Below are 14,817 nucleotides of genomic sequence, written 5' to 3' on the forward strand. Positions count from 1 at the left end.
ATCGGGCTCCGTCCGGATAGTGGGCCAGCCCTATCACCAATTCTTGCCTTCCTCCACCGCCGCTTCTTCGTCGGGGCGGGTGGCGCGGCCGAGCACCGCGTTGCGGTGCGGGAAGCGCCCGAAGCGGTCGACGATGTCGAAATGCGCCCTCGCATAATCGTGGAACATCGGGTCGCTGAACTGGCCGAACAGGCGCAGCGATTCGCGCTGGTCGGCAATATCCTCGCTGTGCTGGAAGGGCAGGCACGCGAACTGGCGGCGGTCGTCGGGAAAATCCTTGTCCCAGCCGCGTTCGACGATGCTCTGGGCGATCGCGCGCGCGAGGCTATCGGTCGCAAAGGCGTCGGCGGAGCCCCGGAAGATATTGCGCGGCACCTGGTCGAACAGGATCGCCGCGGCGAGTGCGGTGTCGGGGTCGGTCAGGAAGGTTTCCGCGGGCTGCGACCGCAGCATCGCGTGCCAGTCGCCGGCAAGGCTGCGAACCGCCTCGTCGAATTCGGGCCCGCCGCCGTACCAGTCGTCCATGCCGTGCGCGTCGAACCAGAAGGCGAGCAATTGCGCCGCCCAGTCGGCGGGGGGCGGATTGGTTTTTTGGTCGAGCAAAATAATCCTTCCCATTCAGTCGTCATCCCGGCCCTTCGACTGCCTTGGCAGGCGCTCAGGATAAACTTCAGCCAAAGGCTGAAGGCCGGGATCTCGACATAACGATCGCTCGCCACGTTGAGATCCCGGCCTTCGCCGGGATGACGGATTAAGACCGGTTGGGCTGGGGCGCGAGAGCCCCGATCACTCGGCCTTCTTGGCGCGCCGATAGGGGACGAATTCGCCGAGCGACACAAAGCCGCTGTACATCCGGCTGGTGCGGTCGCGCAGTTCGACGGGGTCGATGCTGCACAGCTGGCTGCCCGTCGTCTTGGTCACGAGAATATCGTCGTCGTCGAGCGATTCGGCGCCGCCTTTCGGACGGTTGACCCACATCGTGCTGCCGACGCGATAGACGATCGCGGTCTTTTCGATGATCTGCGAGCCGTTGACGCTCGACAGCGGGATGCAGTTTTGCGGCTCACCGGCGACGCGGCCTTCGAGCAGCTTGGCGAGCTGGTCTTCGGGGGCGAGCCGCTCCTTTGCGGTCGATACCCCGGGAATGACCGCGATCGCCGCCGCGGCAACGAGTGTTGCAATCAATGGGCGCATGGTTCGACTCCTGTCTTCATCATAACCCTACCCGGCGCGGATCATGCCCCAGCCCGTGTGAACAAGGGCTGACTCATGGTCGTTCGCCTTGCCGTCAGCACGCTCCGTCGGGCAGCGGGATGCCGAGCGGGCCTTTGCATTTCTTCTTCTTGGGCTGCTCGACGGGGGTGCTGCCGCCCGTAGTTGATCCGCCCATGCCGCCGAAATCGGCACCGATCAGCAGCATCGTGTGCGAACGGAAGCGTGCCTTGGCGGTCCAGTCGATGTTCCACACCGCATTGCCCGCGGGCTTGGGCGGATAAGAGAAATTCGCCTCGGGACCGAAGGCGTTCAAATTGCCGATCATCATCTCGCCCGATGCCTGCTTGACCGCGGCGGGGATCTGGCAGCTCGTTTGGGCAGGCGGCATCACGATCTTTTGCGTCACCAGCTTCGCGACGGTCGCGGGGGGCAGCCAGTCCCACAGCCCGCCACCGAATTCCTTCGACGCGCTGCTCGTCCACCAGATCATGTCGCCGCCCTTGTCCTGCCGGTCCATGCCGCCGATCGTCCACGCGACATAGCCCGTCGCGGGCTGGATCGGGTTCCAGCGGACCATCACCGACCCGTCGGTCTGGATCGCGGTCGACGCCGACAGGCCCGGCATATAATCCTGCGCGAGGGTGAAGTTGATGTCGGGGCCATAGTTGCTCGCGACGCGATGCGCCCCGATCAGCGACGACCCCGATCCGGGCTGCTTGCCGCCCTTGCTGTTCGGCCAGTCGGCATAGGAGCGGCTGTTCATCTGGCTGACTTCGCGGATCACCGGCACCGCGCTCGAAAACAGGCCCGGCGGGACCTGGCCCGCGGCGACCTTGGCGAAATCGATCACGACCGGCTGTCCGGGGCCAGGCTTGGCGCCGCAGCCCCAGTAAAGCAGCAGGCGGCCCTTCGGTCGCTCGAATTGGGCGGGATAGTCGCCGGTCTTTCGCTCGGGGCTGATCAGCGGCACCGATTTGCCGAGCTTGGCCTGCGGCTGGAAGAAATGATCGCCCTTCGGCGGCGGCGCGGTCGGGTTCTGGTCGGAGCCGAGGCGGAGGTTGAGCGTGTAGGCGACCTTGCTCGACGGATCGCCGCCGAACATCATCCCCATCGCGCCGCCGAGGCCGCCGCGCCCGCCGCCTGCCATCGCGGCGAAGCCCGACATCGTCGCGACGTCCATTTCATAACGTTCCTTGGGGCCGGTCGATTTTTGCGCCGATCCGGGAACGGCGGCGAGCATCGCGGCAACGGCGGTGATGGAAACGAATCGCAGATTCGAACGCATAAATCCCTCCCTGTTGTGAGGGATGCCCCCACGGATGATGCGACCCGATTCTTTTCTGTTTGGGTGAGCTATATGCGCGGGAGGGGCGAACGCCAAGTGAACGTGGTCACAGGGCTAAAACCATATTCGTCACCCCGGACTTGATCCGGGTTCCATGCGGACGGGTCGAGCCATGGGTGCCGGATCAAGTCCGGCATGACGAAAGGGAGGACTAACTACGCCGTGCCGCCGACCGTCAGCCCGCTGACCAGCAACGTCGGCTGGCCGACGCCCGCAGGGACGCTCTGGCCGCCCTTGCCGCAGATGCCGATGCCTTCGTCGATCGCCATGTCGTTGCCGATGCCGGTGACCTTGGTCAGCACGCTCGGCCCGTCGCCGATCAAGGTCGCGCCCTTGATCGAATCGCCAAGCTTGCCATTCTCGATCTTGTACGCCTCGGTGCAGCTGAAGACGAACTTGCCCGATACGATGTCGACCTGTCCGCCACCGAAGCTTTTGGCGAAAATGCCATTCTTGACGCGACTGAGCAGTTCGGCGGGGTTGTCGTTGCCACCCTTCATGAAGGTGTTGGTCATCCGCGGCATCGGTGCGTGCGCGAAACTCTCGCGGCGGCCGTTGCCCGTGGGTTCGACCCCCATGAGGCGGGCGTTGAGGCGGTCCTGCATATAGCCCTTGAGGATGCCGTCCTCGATCAGCACCGTCTCGCCCGTGGGCGTGCCTTCGTCGTCGATCGAAAGCGAGCCGCGACGGCCGCCGCCGACCGGGCTGTCCATCGCGCCGTCGTCGACCACGGTGACGCCGGGCGCGGCGACGCGTTCGCCGATGCGGCCCGAAAAGGCGCTGGTGCCCTTGCGGTTGAAATCGCCCTCGAGCCCGTGGCCGACGGCTTCGTGGAGCAGCACGCCGGGCCAGCCGGGGCCGAGCAGCACGGTGAATTCGCCCGCGGGGGCATCGACCGCGCGCAAATTGACGAGCGCCTGCGCCAGCGCCTCGTCGATCGCGCGGTTCCACTGTTCGGGCTCGAACAGATGATCGTACATGTAGCGACCGCCGAGGCCGAAAGTGCCGGTTTCGCGGCGGCCATTTTCCTCGACCACGATCGAGACGTTGAGGCGGACGAGCGGGCGGATGTCGGTCGCGAGGAAGCCGTCGGCGCGGACGATCTCGACCACCGACCAGCTGCCCGCGAGCGCGACCGACACCTGGACGATGCGCGGATCGCGCGCGCGCGCCGCGGCGTCGATTTCTTGGCAGAGCGCGACCTTCTTCGCGAAGGGGATGAGGTCGAGCGGGTTTGCCTCGTCATAGAGGTGGCGGTTGGTGCGCGGCGGCGGTGCGGCGTGGGGTTGGCTCGCGGGATCGAGCAAAGCGAGCGTTTCGGCGGCGCGGCGGATTGCACCGGCGCTGATGTCGCTCGCGTGGGCAAAGCCCGTCATCTCGCCCGACACGGCGCGCAGGCCAAAGCCCGCGTCGGTCGAATAGTCGGCGGTCTTGAGCCGCCCGTCGTCGAAGCCGAAGCTCTCGGTCGCGCGATATTGCAGATAGAGCTCGCCGTCGTCGGCCTTGGCGAGCGCTTCGCGCGCGAGCGCCTGCGCCAGATCGGGATCGAGCGCGTCGGCGCGATAGAGGAAGCGGCGGGGATCGGTGGGGCTTGTCATGGCGCCGATATAGGCACGCGCGTCGCTACGCGCAAACGCCCGCATCAGAGATAGTTGACGGTGAGGGTGAAGGTGCCGTTGTAGTCGCCCTCGGGCTGGTTCGCAGGCACGGTCAGCGTCCCGCCGATATAATAGGTCTGGACGCCGCTGGGCAGCAGGGTCGAGCCGAGCAGGGCGATGCCGCCGCCACCCGTGCTGGCGGCGCGCACGAGGGTCGCGGTCATTGTCGGCGCGCCGCCGCCGACACGCGCCAGCGTGACCGAGGTGCTCCCCGACACGGTGATGAGCAGGATGCCGCCGGTGCCCTGAAAGACGGCGCGTTGGCCATCATTGCCGACGGGGGTCGCGCCGCCGCTGGTGGTGCGCGCATTGGTGACGGGATTGATCGTCATGGTGCCGCCGGTCGGCCCGCTGATGAGGGTACCGAAATCAAGGTCATCGGTCTTGATGAGCGAGCTCGGGCGAACGATCGCGGCGTTGGCGGTGACATTGGTGTCGGCGGCATAAACCGGGACGCATAGCGCCACGCTCGCCGCCGCAGCAGCGATGGTCAGGGTGCGAACAGCGCCCCGACCGTTTCTGGTCCCTCGAATCCCCACAGATTCTGCTCCTGTCTGGCACAGTTATGCCGGACGGACATTCATCGATGATGCACGGGCTTGGTAAAGAGGCTGTTTACGTCTGGCGGCCGGTCAGGCGGATCGGTGACGCAGCGGGGCTCAACCTTTGTTGGCGATCCCGCCGTTGCCTAACTTTTATCGGCGATCCCGCCGATGAGGATGAAGCGCCGGTCGCAATAGCCGCAATCGGCGAAGCCTTCGTCGGTATCGATTTCGAGCCACACGCGCGGGTGGCCGAGCGCCGCGTCGGCGAGGCCGTCGCCGGTGCCGTCGCAGGCGATACGGGTCTTGGGCGTGCGGATGGTTTCGGGAGCGGGCTGGGTCATCGACCGCGCCCATAGCAAGCGTGGCGGTAGCCCGCAATCGGGTGTTGAGATCTTCCCAGCTCTCACACCGTTTGCCCTGAGGAATCGCTGAGCTTGTCGAAGCGATGTCTCGAAGGGCCCTTCGAGACGGGCCTTCGCCGGGGCTCAGTCCCTCCTCGAGGCGAACGGAAGCTGGAGAGCATGGGGCCATGACGGCGCCGGCAAGCATCCTTGCGGATACAGGTGGTCCCCCGGCGCCGTCTCCCCCACAGCCGAAGTCAGAGATAGTTTAATGTGATGGTGAAGGTGCCGCTGTAATCGCCCGGCGCCTGGTTGGCGCCGACCTCCAGCGTCGCGCCGACCGGGAAATTATAATTGCCGAGCGGCGAGGTGATACGGAAACGCGTCGGCGAGGTCGACAGGATCGCGGTCGGCGTGCTGCCGATCTCGAAATTGCGCACGCGCATCCGCGTGCCCGGTCCGGTGATCCAGATACTGTTCGATCCGAGCGAGATATTGACCTGGCGATTGAGGCTGCCGAGTCCAGCGAAACGCGCGGGCTCGCCGCCGCCCCCCGCCAGCGTGACACCGCCGGTGCGGCTGCGCGACCCGTCGGGTTCGAGCGTGACCGTGCCCGCGGTGCCCGACGCGATGATGTCGCCGAAGTCGAGGTCGTTGACCTTGAAGAAGGAAAGCGGGCGCAGCACGATGGCTTCGGCCTCGCTCTGCGCGCCCGCCTGCGCCAGCGCCGGCGAAGCGGCGGCGGGTGCGATGACGAGCGCAAAGGCGGCTAGGCCACGCAGCACGGGCCGCGGGCGAATGGTGTGTCTGGTCCTCACGCAGCCCGACCTAGCGGGGATTTTCGAATTTAGCGTTAATGCACTGCTCAGCAAAAACAGGCTGACGATGAAGTCTTTCGCGCGCGCAGGTGCGCGGCTATGGAAGCGGCCATGAGTGAAGCCGCCATCCGCATCGACGCCGTCTCCAAAATCTATGCCGGCGGCAAGCAGGCGCTCGACAATGTCAGTTTCGACGTGCCGCGCGGCCAGATTTTCGGGCTGCTAGGGCCGAACGGCGCGGGCAAATCGACGCTGATCAATATCCTCGCGGGGCTGGTCAACAAGACGAGCGGGTCGGCGAGCATCTGGGGCTTCGACATCGACGCCGATCCCCGCAACGCCAAATATTCGATCGGCATCGTGCCGCAGGAAATCGTCTTCGATCCGTTTTTTACGCCCTATGAGACGCTTGAGAATCAGGCGGGGCTTTATGGCGTGGCCAAGGGCAAGCGCATTTCGGACGAGTTGCTCGCCGCGGTGCATCTCTCGGACAAACGCGACGCTTATGCGCGCACGCTGTCCGGGGGGATGAAGCGGCGCCTGCTGGTGGCAAAAGCCATGGTCCATTCGCCGCCGATCATCGTCCTCGACGAGCCGACCGCGGGGGTCGACATCGAACTGCGCCAGCAGCTCTGGTCCTATGTCCAGTCCTTGAACGACCGCGGCGTCACCGTGGTGCTCACGACGCATTATCTCGAAGAGGCCGAGGAACTGTGCGACCGGATCGCGATCATCAACCACGGCAAGCTGATCGCGAACAAGCCGACGCGCGAGCTGGTCGACATGGCGCGCGAGAAGATCGTCGTCGTGACGCTCGACGCCGATGTCACCGACCTGCCGACGCATCCCGCCTTCGACAAGATCGAACGCGAGGGCGAGCGCGGCCTCGCGATCAGCTACAACAAGGACCGCATGAACGCGGGCGAGGTGCTCGCCGCGGTCAACGCGATGGGGCTTGGCATCGTCGATGTTTCGACGCGCGAGGCCGACCTGGAAGATGTGTTCCTGAATTTGACGCGCCGCGCCGCCTGAGCGTCAGCGCCGTGTCAGGCGCGCGGCGACGCCGAAATGATCGGACGGATATTCGCCATCCACCGGCTTGTCTCCGATGACATGGGCATCGCGGACGGCAAAGACTGCCCGCTCGACGAAGATATGGTCGATCACGCGGGGCTTGTGGCCGCGCGCGGGGTTGAGCGTGGTTTCGGCCGCGCCGCGCGGGAGCGCCGATTCGAACCGCGGCGGTCCCATTGCTTGCAGCCCCGGATCGCCCTGCGGCGCGTTGAAATCGCCCATCACGACGAGCGGCACCCCGTCATCGGGCAGCCAGGCGAGCAGGTCGGCCAGCTGCTCCGCGCGGACCGCGCTCGCCTCGGTCTGCCACGCAAGATGTGTGGCGACGATGTCGATCGGCCCGGCGCCGGTCCGCACGCGCACGCGGATCGCGGTGCGATAGTCCGACAGCGGTTCGAGCTTGCGGCGCGCGACCTCGATTACCGGCAGGCGGGTGAGGATGGCGTTGCCGTACCGCCGGGGCGCCCCTTCGGGCTCGACCGCGACGAAGTGGACTTGCGCGTAACCAAGTTCGCGCGCGATCGTGTCGGCCTGGTTGGGCAGGCCCTTGCGTGCATCTTCGAGCACTTCCTGCAGCGCGACGACATCGGCATCGACGGCGCGCAGCGCGGCGGCCAGCAGCCGAAACCGCACCGGCCAATGTCCGCCGGCGTCGTGCCAGATGTTGAACGTCGCGAGGCCAAGGCTGCTCGCCCGGCCGGAAGCCCTAGTCGCGAGACGGTCTGCGCAGCCGGTAAGCGGAAGCGCCGCCATTCCGGCCAGCATCGCGCGCCGGCCAAATTCCGCTTTGCGCATCGCGAAGATTTCCCTTTGCCGTCGACGTCGAATCCCCCCTGTCATGCGCCTTCAGGCTATGCAACAGAGGCGCAATGAGTGAATACGATATCATCATCGTCGGTTCCGGTGCCGCCGGACTGACCGCGGCGATCGCGCTCGCCGGCCATTGCCGCGTGCTCGTGCTCGCGAAGGGCGACCTCAACGGCGGGTCGACCGCGTGGGCGCAGGGCGGGATCGCGGCGGTGCTCGATGCGGGCGACACGTTCGAAAATCATATCGAGGATACGATGGTCGCGGGCGCGGGGCTCAACCGCCGCGAGACGGTCGAGTTCGTCGTCGAGAACGCCCCGAACGCGATCGAGCGCCTCGTCGAAATGGGCGTGCCGTTCAACAAGGATGCCGAGGCGCTGCACCTGACGCGCGAGGGCGGGCATTCGCACCGCCGCATCGTCCATGTCGATGACGCGACCGGCTGGGCGGTGCAGGCGGCGCTCCTCAAGACGGCCGAGGCGCATCCGAACATTACTTTGCTGCCGGGGCAGGCGTGCATCGACCTGATCACCGGCCGCCACGAGGCGCGCTATTCGGGATCGGGGCGCGTGTGGGGCGTCTATGCGCTCGACGAAAAGAGCGGCAAGGTTCACGCGCATGTCGGCCGCGCGACGATCCTCGCGAGCGGGGGCGCGGGGCGCGTCTATCAATTCTCGACTGCACCGCGCGGCGCGACCGGCGACGGCATTGCGATGGCATGGCGCGCGGGCGCGCGCGTCTCGAATATGGAGATGATGCAGTTCCACCCGACCTGCCTCTATAATCTCGACGTCAAGAATTTCCTGATCACCGAGGCGGTGCGCGGCGAGGGCGGTCTGTTGAAGCACCCCGTCACCGGGCACCGCTATATGCCCGATTATGACGCGCGCGCCGAACTCGCGCCGCGCGATGTCGTTGCGCGCGCGAACGACGACCAGATCAAGCGGTCGGGGCTCGACTATGTCCACCTCGACATCAGTCACCAGGACCCCGATTTCGTCGCGGGGCATTTCCCGAACATCTATGAAAAGCTGCTGACGCTCGGCATCGATATGACGAAGCAGCCGATCCCGGTGGTGCCGGCGCAGCATTATACCTGCGGCGGCATCCTGATCGACCTCGACGGGCGCACCGACCTGCCCGGCCTCTATGCCGCGGGCGAGTGCACCGAGAGCGGGCTCCATGGCGCCAATCGGTTGGCGTCGAACTCGCTGCTCGAATGCTTCGTCTTCGGCGAGGCGGCGGCGAAGCATATCATCCAGAGCTGGGACCAGCTCGACGCGCCGCCCGCGATCCGCCCGTGGGACGCGAGCCGCGTGACGGACTCCGACGAAGAGGTCGTGATCAAGCAGAACTGGACCGAGATCCGCCGCTTCATGTGGAATTATGTCGGCATCGTGCGCACGACCAAAAGGCTCGAGCGCGCGCGGCATCGCATCGACATGATGACGCACGAGGTCGAGGATTATTACGGCCATTTCCGCGTCACGACCGACCTGATCGAGCTGCGCAACCTGCTGCAATGCGCCGAGCTGATCGTGCGCAGCGCGCTCCACCGCAAGGAAAGCCGCGGGCTGCATTATACGCTCGACTATCCCGACCTGTTGCCGCAGGCGGTCGACACGGTGCTGGTGCCGTGACCGATGGCTAGGGGCGGGTCGCGGATAAAGCTTCCGCCGCCCTATCTGCGGCGGGTGTGGATGCCGGAATCGGCGGGGGATGCCGACAAGCCAGTCGTCGATCGCGACCTATACCCCTTCAATATCCCGTTGTTCGGCGACCCGGCGTTCGAGATCCGGTTCGAGAAACCCGTCACGATCCTGGTGGGTGAAAATGGATCGGGCAAATCGACCCTGCTCGAAGCCATCGCGGTGTTGGCCGGTTTCAGCGAGGGCGGGGGCGGTTATGGCCATAGAGCCGTCGATCGCTCGACGATCTCGGGAACCGACGGCGGCGTGCTGGCGGATGCGCTTCGCGCGGCCTGGCTGCCCAAGATCGGCAACGGATTCTTTTTTCGCGCCGAAACCTTCTTCTCGCTCGCCCGCTACGTCGATCAGGCCGCCTACGACGCGGGTTTTTCTCCACCCGATTACCTGTCCTGGTCGCACGGCGAAGGCTTTCTGGGGTTTTTCGAGGAGCGCGCCGATCGGCAGGGCATCTATATTTTCGACGAACCCGAATCGGCGCTCTCGCCGTCGCGCCAGTTCGATTTCCTCAAGCTGCTTCGGCGGATTCAGCGGGCGAACAACAGTCAGGTGATCATGGCGACGCATTCGCCGATCCTGATGGCGCTGCCCGACGCCGATCTGTGGCAAATCAGCCCCTTCGGCATCGAGCCGGTGCGGCTCGAAGACACCGCGCACTACAAACTGTATCGCGAATTCCTCCTGTACCCGCACGAGACGGTCGAGGCGATGATCGAATGATGCGCAATCAGCCGCCGAGCGCGGCGTGGAGCGGGTCGCCGGGTTTGAGTGCGAGCAGATAGGTCTGCGTCCGTGCCAATATGCTATCGTCCCGAGGGGTCAGCCGGTTAGGGTGGATTTCGTAGATCGTGTAGCCCTTGCCCTCCAGGTGGGCGAGCAACGCCGCGGGGTCGTCGCCCATTCCGCGCAGCATGTTCGGCGAGAATTCGAACAAGAGTGCGGGCGTCGTGTCGCCGTCGAGCAGCGCGCCCGCACCGCGCAGCGCCATCGCCTCGGCGCCCTCGATGTCGAGTTTGATCAGGCGGATCGCCTCGCCGGCGAGCAGGCTGTCGAGGCGGCGCAGCGGGATTCCTGCGCCCGCGCCTTCGCGGTCAAAGGACAAATGGTTGCTGCCGATATTGCCGGCATCGTGCACCACCATGTTCGCCATGCCTTCGCGGTCGCTGGCCGCGCAGCGGTGGACGCGGATCGCGCCCGCATCGTTGCGCGCGATATTGTCGTCAAGCAGGTCGGCGGTCGAGGGGGTGGCCTCGATGGCGTGGATGCGGCCTTCGGGTCCGACGAGCCGGTGGGCGAGCAGCGAGAGAAAAAGCCGATATTCGCGCCGACATCGACGAAGCTGTCGCCGGGTTTCAGCGCCGCCGATATGACCATCGTCTCGAGCGGCTCCCAGCCGCCGGTGCAATAGATGGTGCGGTTGACGAACTGGCCGAGGTCGAGCCGCATCGCAAAGCCGTGACGCGTTTGGGCGGTGCGGATCTGCGACCGCACCGCGGCTTCGGGCAGCAGGCGGTAGGCGAGGCTGCCGAGACGCCACTGGCCCTTCTCGAACGGATAGGTGCGGCTGGCCCATGCCGCGAGATGTCCGATGGCATTCGCCATGGCTATTGTTCCCCACTTTGGTCGTCGGCCCCGCCTTTGACAGCCGGGGATTACCTTCTGCCTACCCGCCGACGCTGAGCAGCCTCCCGACGAGGATCAGCACGACTGCGCCGATCACCGAGGCGAGGCAGCCCGCGCGGTGAAAATCCGCCCGCCCGCGTGAAGTGACGAGCCCGGCGAGCAGTGACCCGCCGATGCCGAGCAGGATGGTCGCGACCCACCCCATCTGCACCGCGCCGGGGTAGAAGAAGCGCGCGAGCGCCCCGATGATCAGGCCCGAAAGGATGGCGCCGATGATATTGATCATATGTGGTCCTTTTGGATGGAGGCACCCCCGGGCAAATCTAGGAAGCGTTACGTTTGACCGCAAGCGTCGTCCTATTTGAGTTTCACGCAAAGGCGCGAAGACACAAAGAAACCTTTGCGTGAGAATCGTTTACGCGAACCCCTCGTTCAGGAACCGCTCGGCGAGCGCGGCATGCAGCGCGGCACCGCGTGCCATCACCTTTTCGTCGAGGACCATGCGGTTCGAGTGCAGCCCGCAGCAGGCGCGCCAGTCGCTGCCTTCGGCGCTCGCGCCGAGCCAGAACATTGCGCCGGGGACCTTTTCGAGCACGTAGGAGAAATCCTCGGCGCCCATCACCGGATTGTCCATCGTCAGCCAGGCCTGCTCGCCGAACGTCTCTTCGACAACCGACTGCCCGAACGCGACCGCGCGGCTGTCGCAGATGGTGACGGGGAAACCCTCCTCGATCTGCACCTCGGCGGTGCAGCCATGCGCCTCGGCGATCGCGGGGGCGAGGCGCTTCAGCTCGCGCGCGACCATCGCGCGCCTTTCCGGGGAAAGGGTGCGGATCGTGCCGAGCATCTCGGCGGTCTCGGGGATGATATTGTTCGTCGTTCCCGCCGCGATCTTGGCGATCGTGACGACGGCGGGGTCGAAGACCGAGATGCGGCGCGTCACCATCGTCTGGATCGCGGTTACGATAGAACAAGCAACCGGGATCGGGTCGACGGCATCGTGGGGCATCGAGGCGTGGCCGCCCGCGCCCTTCACGGTGATCGACAGCACGTCGGACGAAGCGAGCAACGGCCCCGCACGCCCCGCGAAGATGCCATGCGGCGCGTTGGGCATGATGTGGAGCGCGAAGGCGGCGTCGGGCAGCGGATCGATGATGCCATCGTTCAGCATGAAGCGCGCGCCATGATGGCCTTCCTCGCCCGGCTGGAACATGAACATCACGGTGCCGGGCAGGCGGTCGCGCGCCGCGCACAGCAGCTTCGCCGCGCCGACGAGCATCGCGACATGCGTGTCGTGCCCGCACGCGTGCATCGCGCCGGTGGTCTCTGACGAGAAATCGAGGCCCGTGTCCTCGAGCAGCGGCAGCGCATCCATGTCGCCGCGCAGCAGAACGGTGCGCCCGTTGGCGGGACCGCGCAGGATCGCGATCAGGCCGGTGGTCGAGGGCCCCTCGCGAAATTCGAGCGGCAGGCCGGTGAGCGCCTCCTTGATCTTCGCGAGCGTCTTCGGGTTCTGGAGGCCCAGTTCGGGCTCGCGGTGGATCGCGCGGCGGAGGTCGACGAGGTCGTCCAAGAGGGTTTCGGCCTCAGCGGGCCAGCTGTGAATTGCGGTGTCCATGTGGCGACTGTGCCGCCAAGCCCGTCCCGTGTCGAGAGACCTCGGAGAGACCGGGGCGCTTGCCCAGCGTGTCGGGCGTCCGCACGTCCCACATCAACCCAAGCCGCTCGCACAGGCGGATGACGGCATAGCCCCAATCGCTCTGCCCCGGATGGAGGCCGATGCGCGCCGAACCGGGATAGGCGTGATGATTGTTGTGCCACGCCTCGCCCATCGTCGGGATCGCGGCCCAGGGCACGTCGAACGCTTGCACACCGTGCGCGTCGACGGTCCAATGCTGCGGCCCGCGATTGTGCGCGAGGTGGCCGACGAGCCAGTGGCCGTGGTTGGCGACCGCAACGCGCGCGGCGACGCCCCAGATGACCCAGCTCCAGCCGCCAATGGCGAAGAAAAGCAGCGCGACGGGCAGTTGCTGCCAGCGCCACGTCGTCTCGAGCCAGCGATAGAAGGGGTCGCGGTCGAGTTCGGCGAAATCGAAGCGCGGCGGCCGGTCGAGATCGAGGCGGCAATAGATCTGCCACCAGGCGTCGCGAACGATGTGGGTCTTGTGCGCAAGGAATGGGTGGCAGTCGGCCTGCCGCTGCGCCCAGTCGCGCGTGTCGTGCGCGCGGACGATGCCATAGGGTCCCGCCATGCCGACAAAGGCGCCGAACCAGACGAGCGTGCGGGTCAGCCAGCGCGGTGCCGCAAAGCTGCCGTGGATCATCATCCGGTGATAGCCGACGCTATGCCCGAGCAGCAGCGCGGCGCCCGTCGTGACGAAGAAGAGCGCGATCGCCGACGGTGTGATGAAGAAGGGGCCGGCAATCAGTGTCACCGCCATCATGCCGCCGTTCCAGACGATGCTGGGCGCGTCGACGCGGACGCGGCCGCTGCGCGGATCGGGGCCGATCTCGTCGATCAGGAAATTGACGGCATGGGGATCGTGATCGCTGCGCATGGCCCAACTCCTCGTTCAAAAGAATATAAGTAATTACTTAAATAAATTATCACTTGTCAAGGCCGCCGAGGATGCCCATTTCGGGACTCATGGAACGGGTTTTTCAGGCATTGGCGTCAACGCCGCGGCGCAAGATTCTCGCTTATCTGGCGCACGCCGAACTGAGCGCGGGCGACATCGCCGCGCGCTTCGAAATGAGCAAGCCCGCGGTGTCGCAGCATCTGTCGGTGCTCGAAAACGCCGGGCTGATCGAAAGCGAAAAGCGCGGTCAGTTCGTCTTCTATCGCCTGCTGCCCGACGCGCTGACCAATGTGCTCAACGGCTATGTGCAGGAAGTCTGCCCGGTATCGCGTCCGCTGAAAGCCGAATCGCGTGCATTGGCCGACCGGCAAAAAGGCAAACCCGCCGAAGCGGGCGCCGCAGACGAGCCTCCGCCCGCCGAATAGGACCGAGGTTCAGGCCGCGATCGATATACGCGGGCGATTCGCCGCGATCCGCAATATGATCGCGGCGAGGACCAGTGCGACCGGGAGCGCGTACCAGCCGCTGACGGGGATGCGCTTGCCGTTGGTGAAGATGAAGCTGACGGCGATGAACCACACACCGAGCCAGTGCAGCCATCCCCATGCTTTCGGCCCGATGGCTTTCACAGCGCGGTCGAACGAGGTCGCCGCGAGCAACGCGATGAACAGATAGGCGGTGCCGCCGGTGACGATCGCGCCGCGGTTCGTCAGCGTCCAGAAGGTGCCCGGGTCGGTCTGCCACAGCGCGATGATCGCCAGCGCATGGATGAAGTGCGACATGGCGAAACCCAGACCCAGCTGGCGCCGGTTGCGGCGCAGCCAGTGCGTGACGGTGCCCGGCCAGAGCCGCGCCGCCGCCGATGCGGCAAAGGCCGCGAGGAAGAGGATCAGCGAGGTGCGCGCCGTCGCGCGGATCACCAAGCGGTAGCCGTCGGTGCCCCAGCCGGCGGCGAACAGCAATCCGAGCGTCATCGCGGCGAGCGCCAGCGTCAGCAGCCAGAAGAGGCCCCAGCCTTCGGTCCATTTTGCCTTTGTCATCGCGCGCTCCATTCAAGCCTAGTGTTGCTAGGTATAGCTTGCATACCTAGCATTGCAAAGCTAAAT

Annotated in this window: 17 protein-coding genes; 4 read left to right on the plus strand and 13 right to left on the minus strand. The window is 65.9% G+C overall.

The genetic code is table 11. The annotated features are described in order from the left end of the window. Positions 1–33: 33 nt before the first annotated feature. The 7 genes from V6M50_RS08350 to V6M50_RS08380 form a co-directional block, all read right to left on the minus strand. A complete protein-coding gene (locus V6M50_RS08350) occupies positions 34–603 on the minus strand; it encodes a DUF924 family protein (RefSeq protein WP_332818098.1) in 570 nt (189 codons plus the stop codon). A 183-nt stretch (positions 604–786) separates the two neighbouring features. Beyond that, positions 787–1,194: a hypothetical protein gene (locus V6M50_RS08355; RefSeq protein WP_332818099.1), complete on the minus strand. Its 408-nt coding sequence runs from the start codon at positions 1,192–1,194 to the stop codon at positions 787–789. A gap of 94 nt (positions 1,195–1,288) precedes the next feature. Beyond that, complete coding sequence (locus tag V6M50_RS08360) at positions 1,289–2,500, minus strand: hypothetical protein (protein ID WP_332818100.1); 1,212 nt, start codon at positions 2,498–2,500, stop codon at positions 1,289–1,291. Between the two features lie 215 nt (positions 2,501–2,715). Further along, the gene (tldD, locus tag V6M50_RS08365) at positions 2,716–4,158 is read right to left on the minus strand and encodes a metalloprotease TldD (RefSeq protein ID WP_332818101.1); all 1,443 of its coding nucleotides are present in this window, start codon (positions 4,156–4,158) and stop codon (positions 2,716–2,718) included. Between the two features lie 44 nt (positions 4,159–4,202). Continuing rightward, complete coding sequence (locus V6M50_RS08370; protein ID WP_332818102.1) at positions 4,203–4,685, minus strand: DUF4402 domain-containing protein; 483 nt, start codon at positions 4,683–4,685, stop codon at positions 4,203–4,205. 221 nt (positions 4,686–4,906) lie between these two features. After that, entirely contained in the window at positions 4,907–5,104 is a 198-nt protein-coding gene (locus V6M50_RS08375; RefSeq protein WP_332818103.1) for a zinc-finger domain-containing protein, read from the minus strand. A gap of 257 nt (positions 5,105–5,361) precedes the next feature. Beyond that, positions 5,362–5,922 carry a DUF4402 domain-containing protein gene (locus tag V6M50_RS08380; protein ID WP_332818104.1) on the minus strand — a complete coding sequence of 187 codons (561 nt, stop codon included), beginning with the start codon at positions 5,920–5,922 and terminating at the stop codon, positions 5,362–5,364. 111 nt (positions 5,923–6,033) lie between these two features. On the opposite strand from V6M50_RS08380, the gene V6M50_RS08385 reads away from it, so the two are divergent. Then, positions 6,034–6,954: an ABC transporter ATP-binding protein gene (locus V6M50_RS08385; RefSeq protein ID WP_332818105.1), complete on the plus strand. Its 921-nt coding sequence runs from the start codon at positions 6,034–6,036 to the stop codon at positions 6,952–6,954. Between the two features lie 3 nt (positions 6,955–6,957). Here the strand turns inward: V6M50_RS08385 and V6M50_RS08390 are convergent, their stop codons facing one another. After that, on the minus strand, positions 6,958–7,791 hold the full coding sequence (locus V6M50_RS08390; protein ID WP_332818106.1) for an endonuclease/exonuclease/phosphatase family protein: 834 nt from the start codon (positions 7,789–7,791) through the stop codon (positions 6,958–6,960). A 74-nt stretch (positions 7,792–7,865) separates the two neighbouring features. Between V6M50_RS08390 and nadB the strand changes: the two genes are divergently transcribed. Both nadB and V6M50_RS08400 read left to right on the plus strand, forming a co-directional pair. Then, complete coding sequence (gene nadB, locus V6M50_RS08395; RefSeq protein WP_332818107.1) at positions 7,866–9,443, plus strand: L-aspartate oxidase; 1,578 nt, start codon at positions 7,866–7,868, stop codon at positions 9,441–9,443. Between the two features lie 60 nt (positions 9,444–9,503). Then, a complete protein-coding gene (locus V6M50_RS08400; RefSeq protein WP_332818108.1) occupies positions 9,504–10,229 on the plus strand; it encodes an AAA family ATPase in 726 nt (241 codons plus the stop codon). Between the two features lie 7 nt (positions 10,230–10,236). Here V6M50_RS08400 and V6M50_RS08405 read toward each other — a convergent pair whose 3' ends face one another. The 4 genes from V6M50_RS08405 to V6M50_RS08420 all read right to left on the minus strand — a co-directional run bounded on the left by V6M50_RS08405 (position 10,237) and on the right by V6M50_RS08420 (position 13,690). After that, complete coding sequence (locus V6M50_RS08405; RefSeq protein WP_332818109.1) at positions 10,237–11,082, minus strand: FkbM family methyltransferase; 846 nt, start codon at positions 11,080–11,082, stop codon at positions 10,237–10,239. A gap of 90 nt (positions 11,083–11,172) precedes the next feature. Then, on the minus strand, positions 11,173–11,418 hold the full coding sequence (locus V6M50_RS08410) for a GlsB/YeaQ/YmgE family stress response membrane protein (RefSeq protein ID WP_332678768.1): 246 nt from the start codon (positions 11,416–11,418) through the stop codon (positions 11,173–11,175). Positions 11,419–11,547: 129 nt separating this feature from the next. After that, entirely contained in the window at positions 11,548–12,750 is a 1,203-nt protein-coding gene (locus tag V6M50_RS08415) for a M20 metallopeptidase family protein (RefSeq protein ID WP_332678770.1), read from the minus strand. After that, positions 12,719–13,690: an acyl-CoA desaturase gene (locus V6M50_RS08420; protein WP_332818110.1), complete on the minus strand. Its 972-nt coding sequence runs from the start codon at positions 13,688–13,690 to the stop codon at positions 12,719–12,721. Before V6M50_RS08420 ends, V6M50_RS08415 begins: the two co-directional genes overlap by 32 nt. An 89-nt stretch (positions 13,691–13,779) precedes the next feature. Between V6M50_RS08420 and V6M50_RS08425 the strand changes: the two genes are divergently transcribed. Next, positions 13,780–14,136, plus strand: coding sequence for a metalloregulator ArsR/SmtB family transcription factor (locus V6M50_RS08425; protein WP_332818111.1), 357 nt, complete (start codon positions 13,780–13,782; stop codon positions 14,134–14,136). A gap of 9 nt (positions 14,137–14,145) precedes the next feature. Here V6M50_RS08425 and V6M50_RS08430 read toward each other — a convergent pair whose 3' ends face one another. After that, positions 14,146–14,751 (minus strand): hypothetical protein, encoded by a 606-nt coding sequence (locus tag V6M50_RS08430; protein WP_332818112.1) that lies wholly within the window; start codon positions 14,749–14,751, stop codon positions 14,146–14,148. Positions 14,752–14,817 lie beyond the last annotated feature (66 nt).

It is taken from the genome of Sphingopyxis sp. (assembly GCF_036675685.1).
In the GTDB taxonomy this organism is placed as follows: domain Bacteria; phylum Pseudomonadota; class Alphaproteobacteria; order Sphingomonadales; family Sphingomonadaceae; genus Sphingopyxis.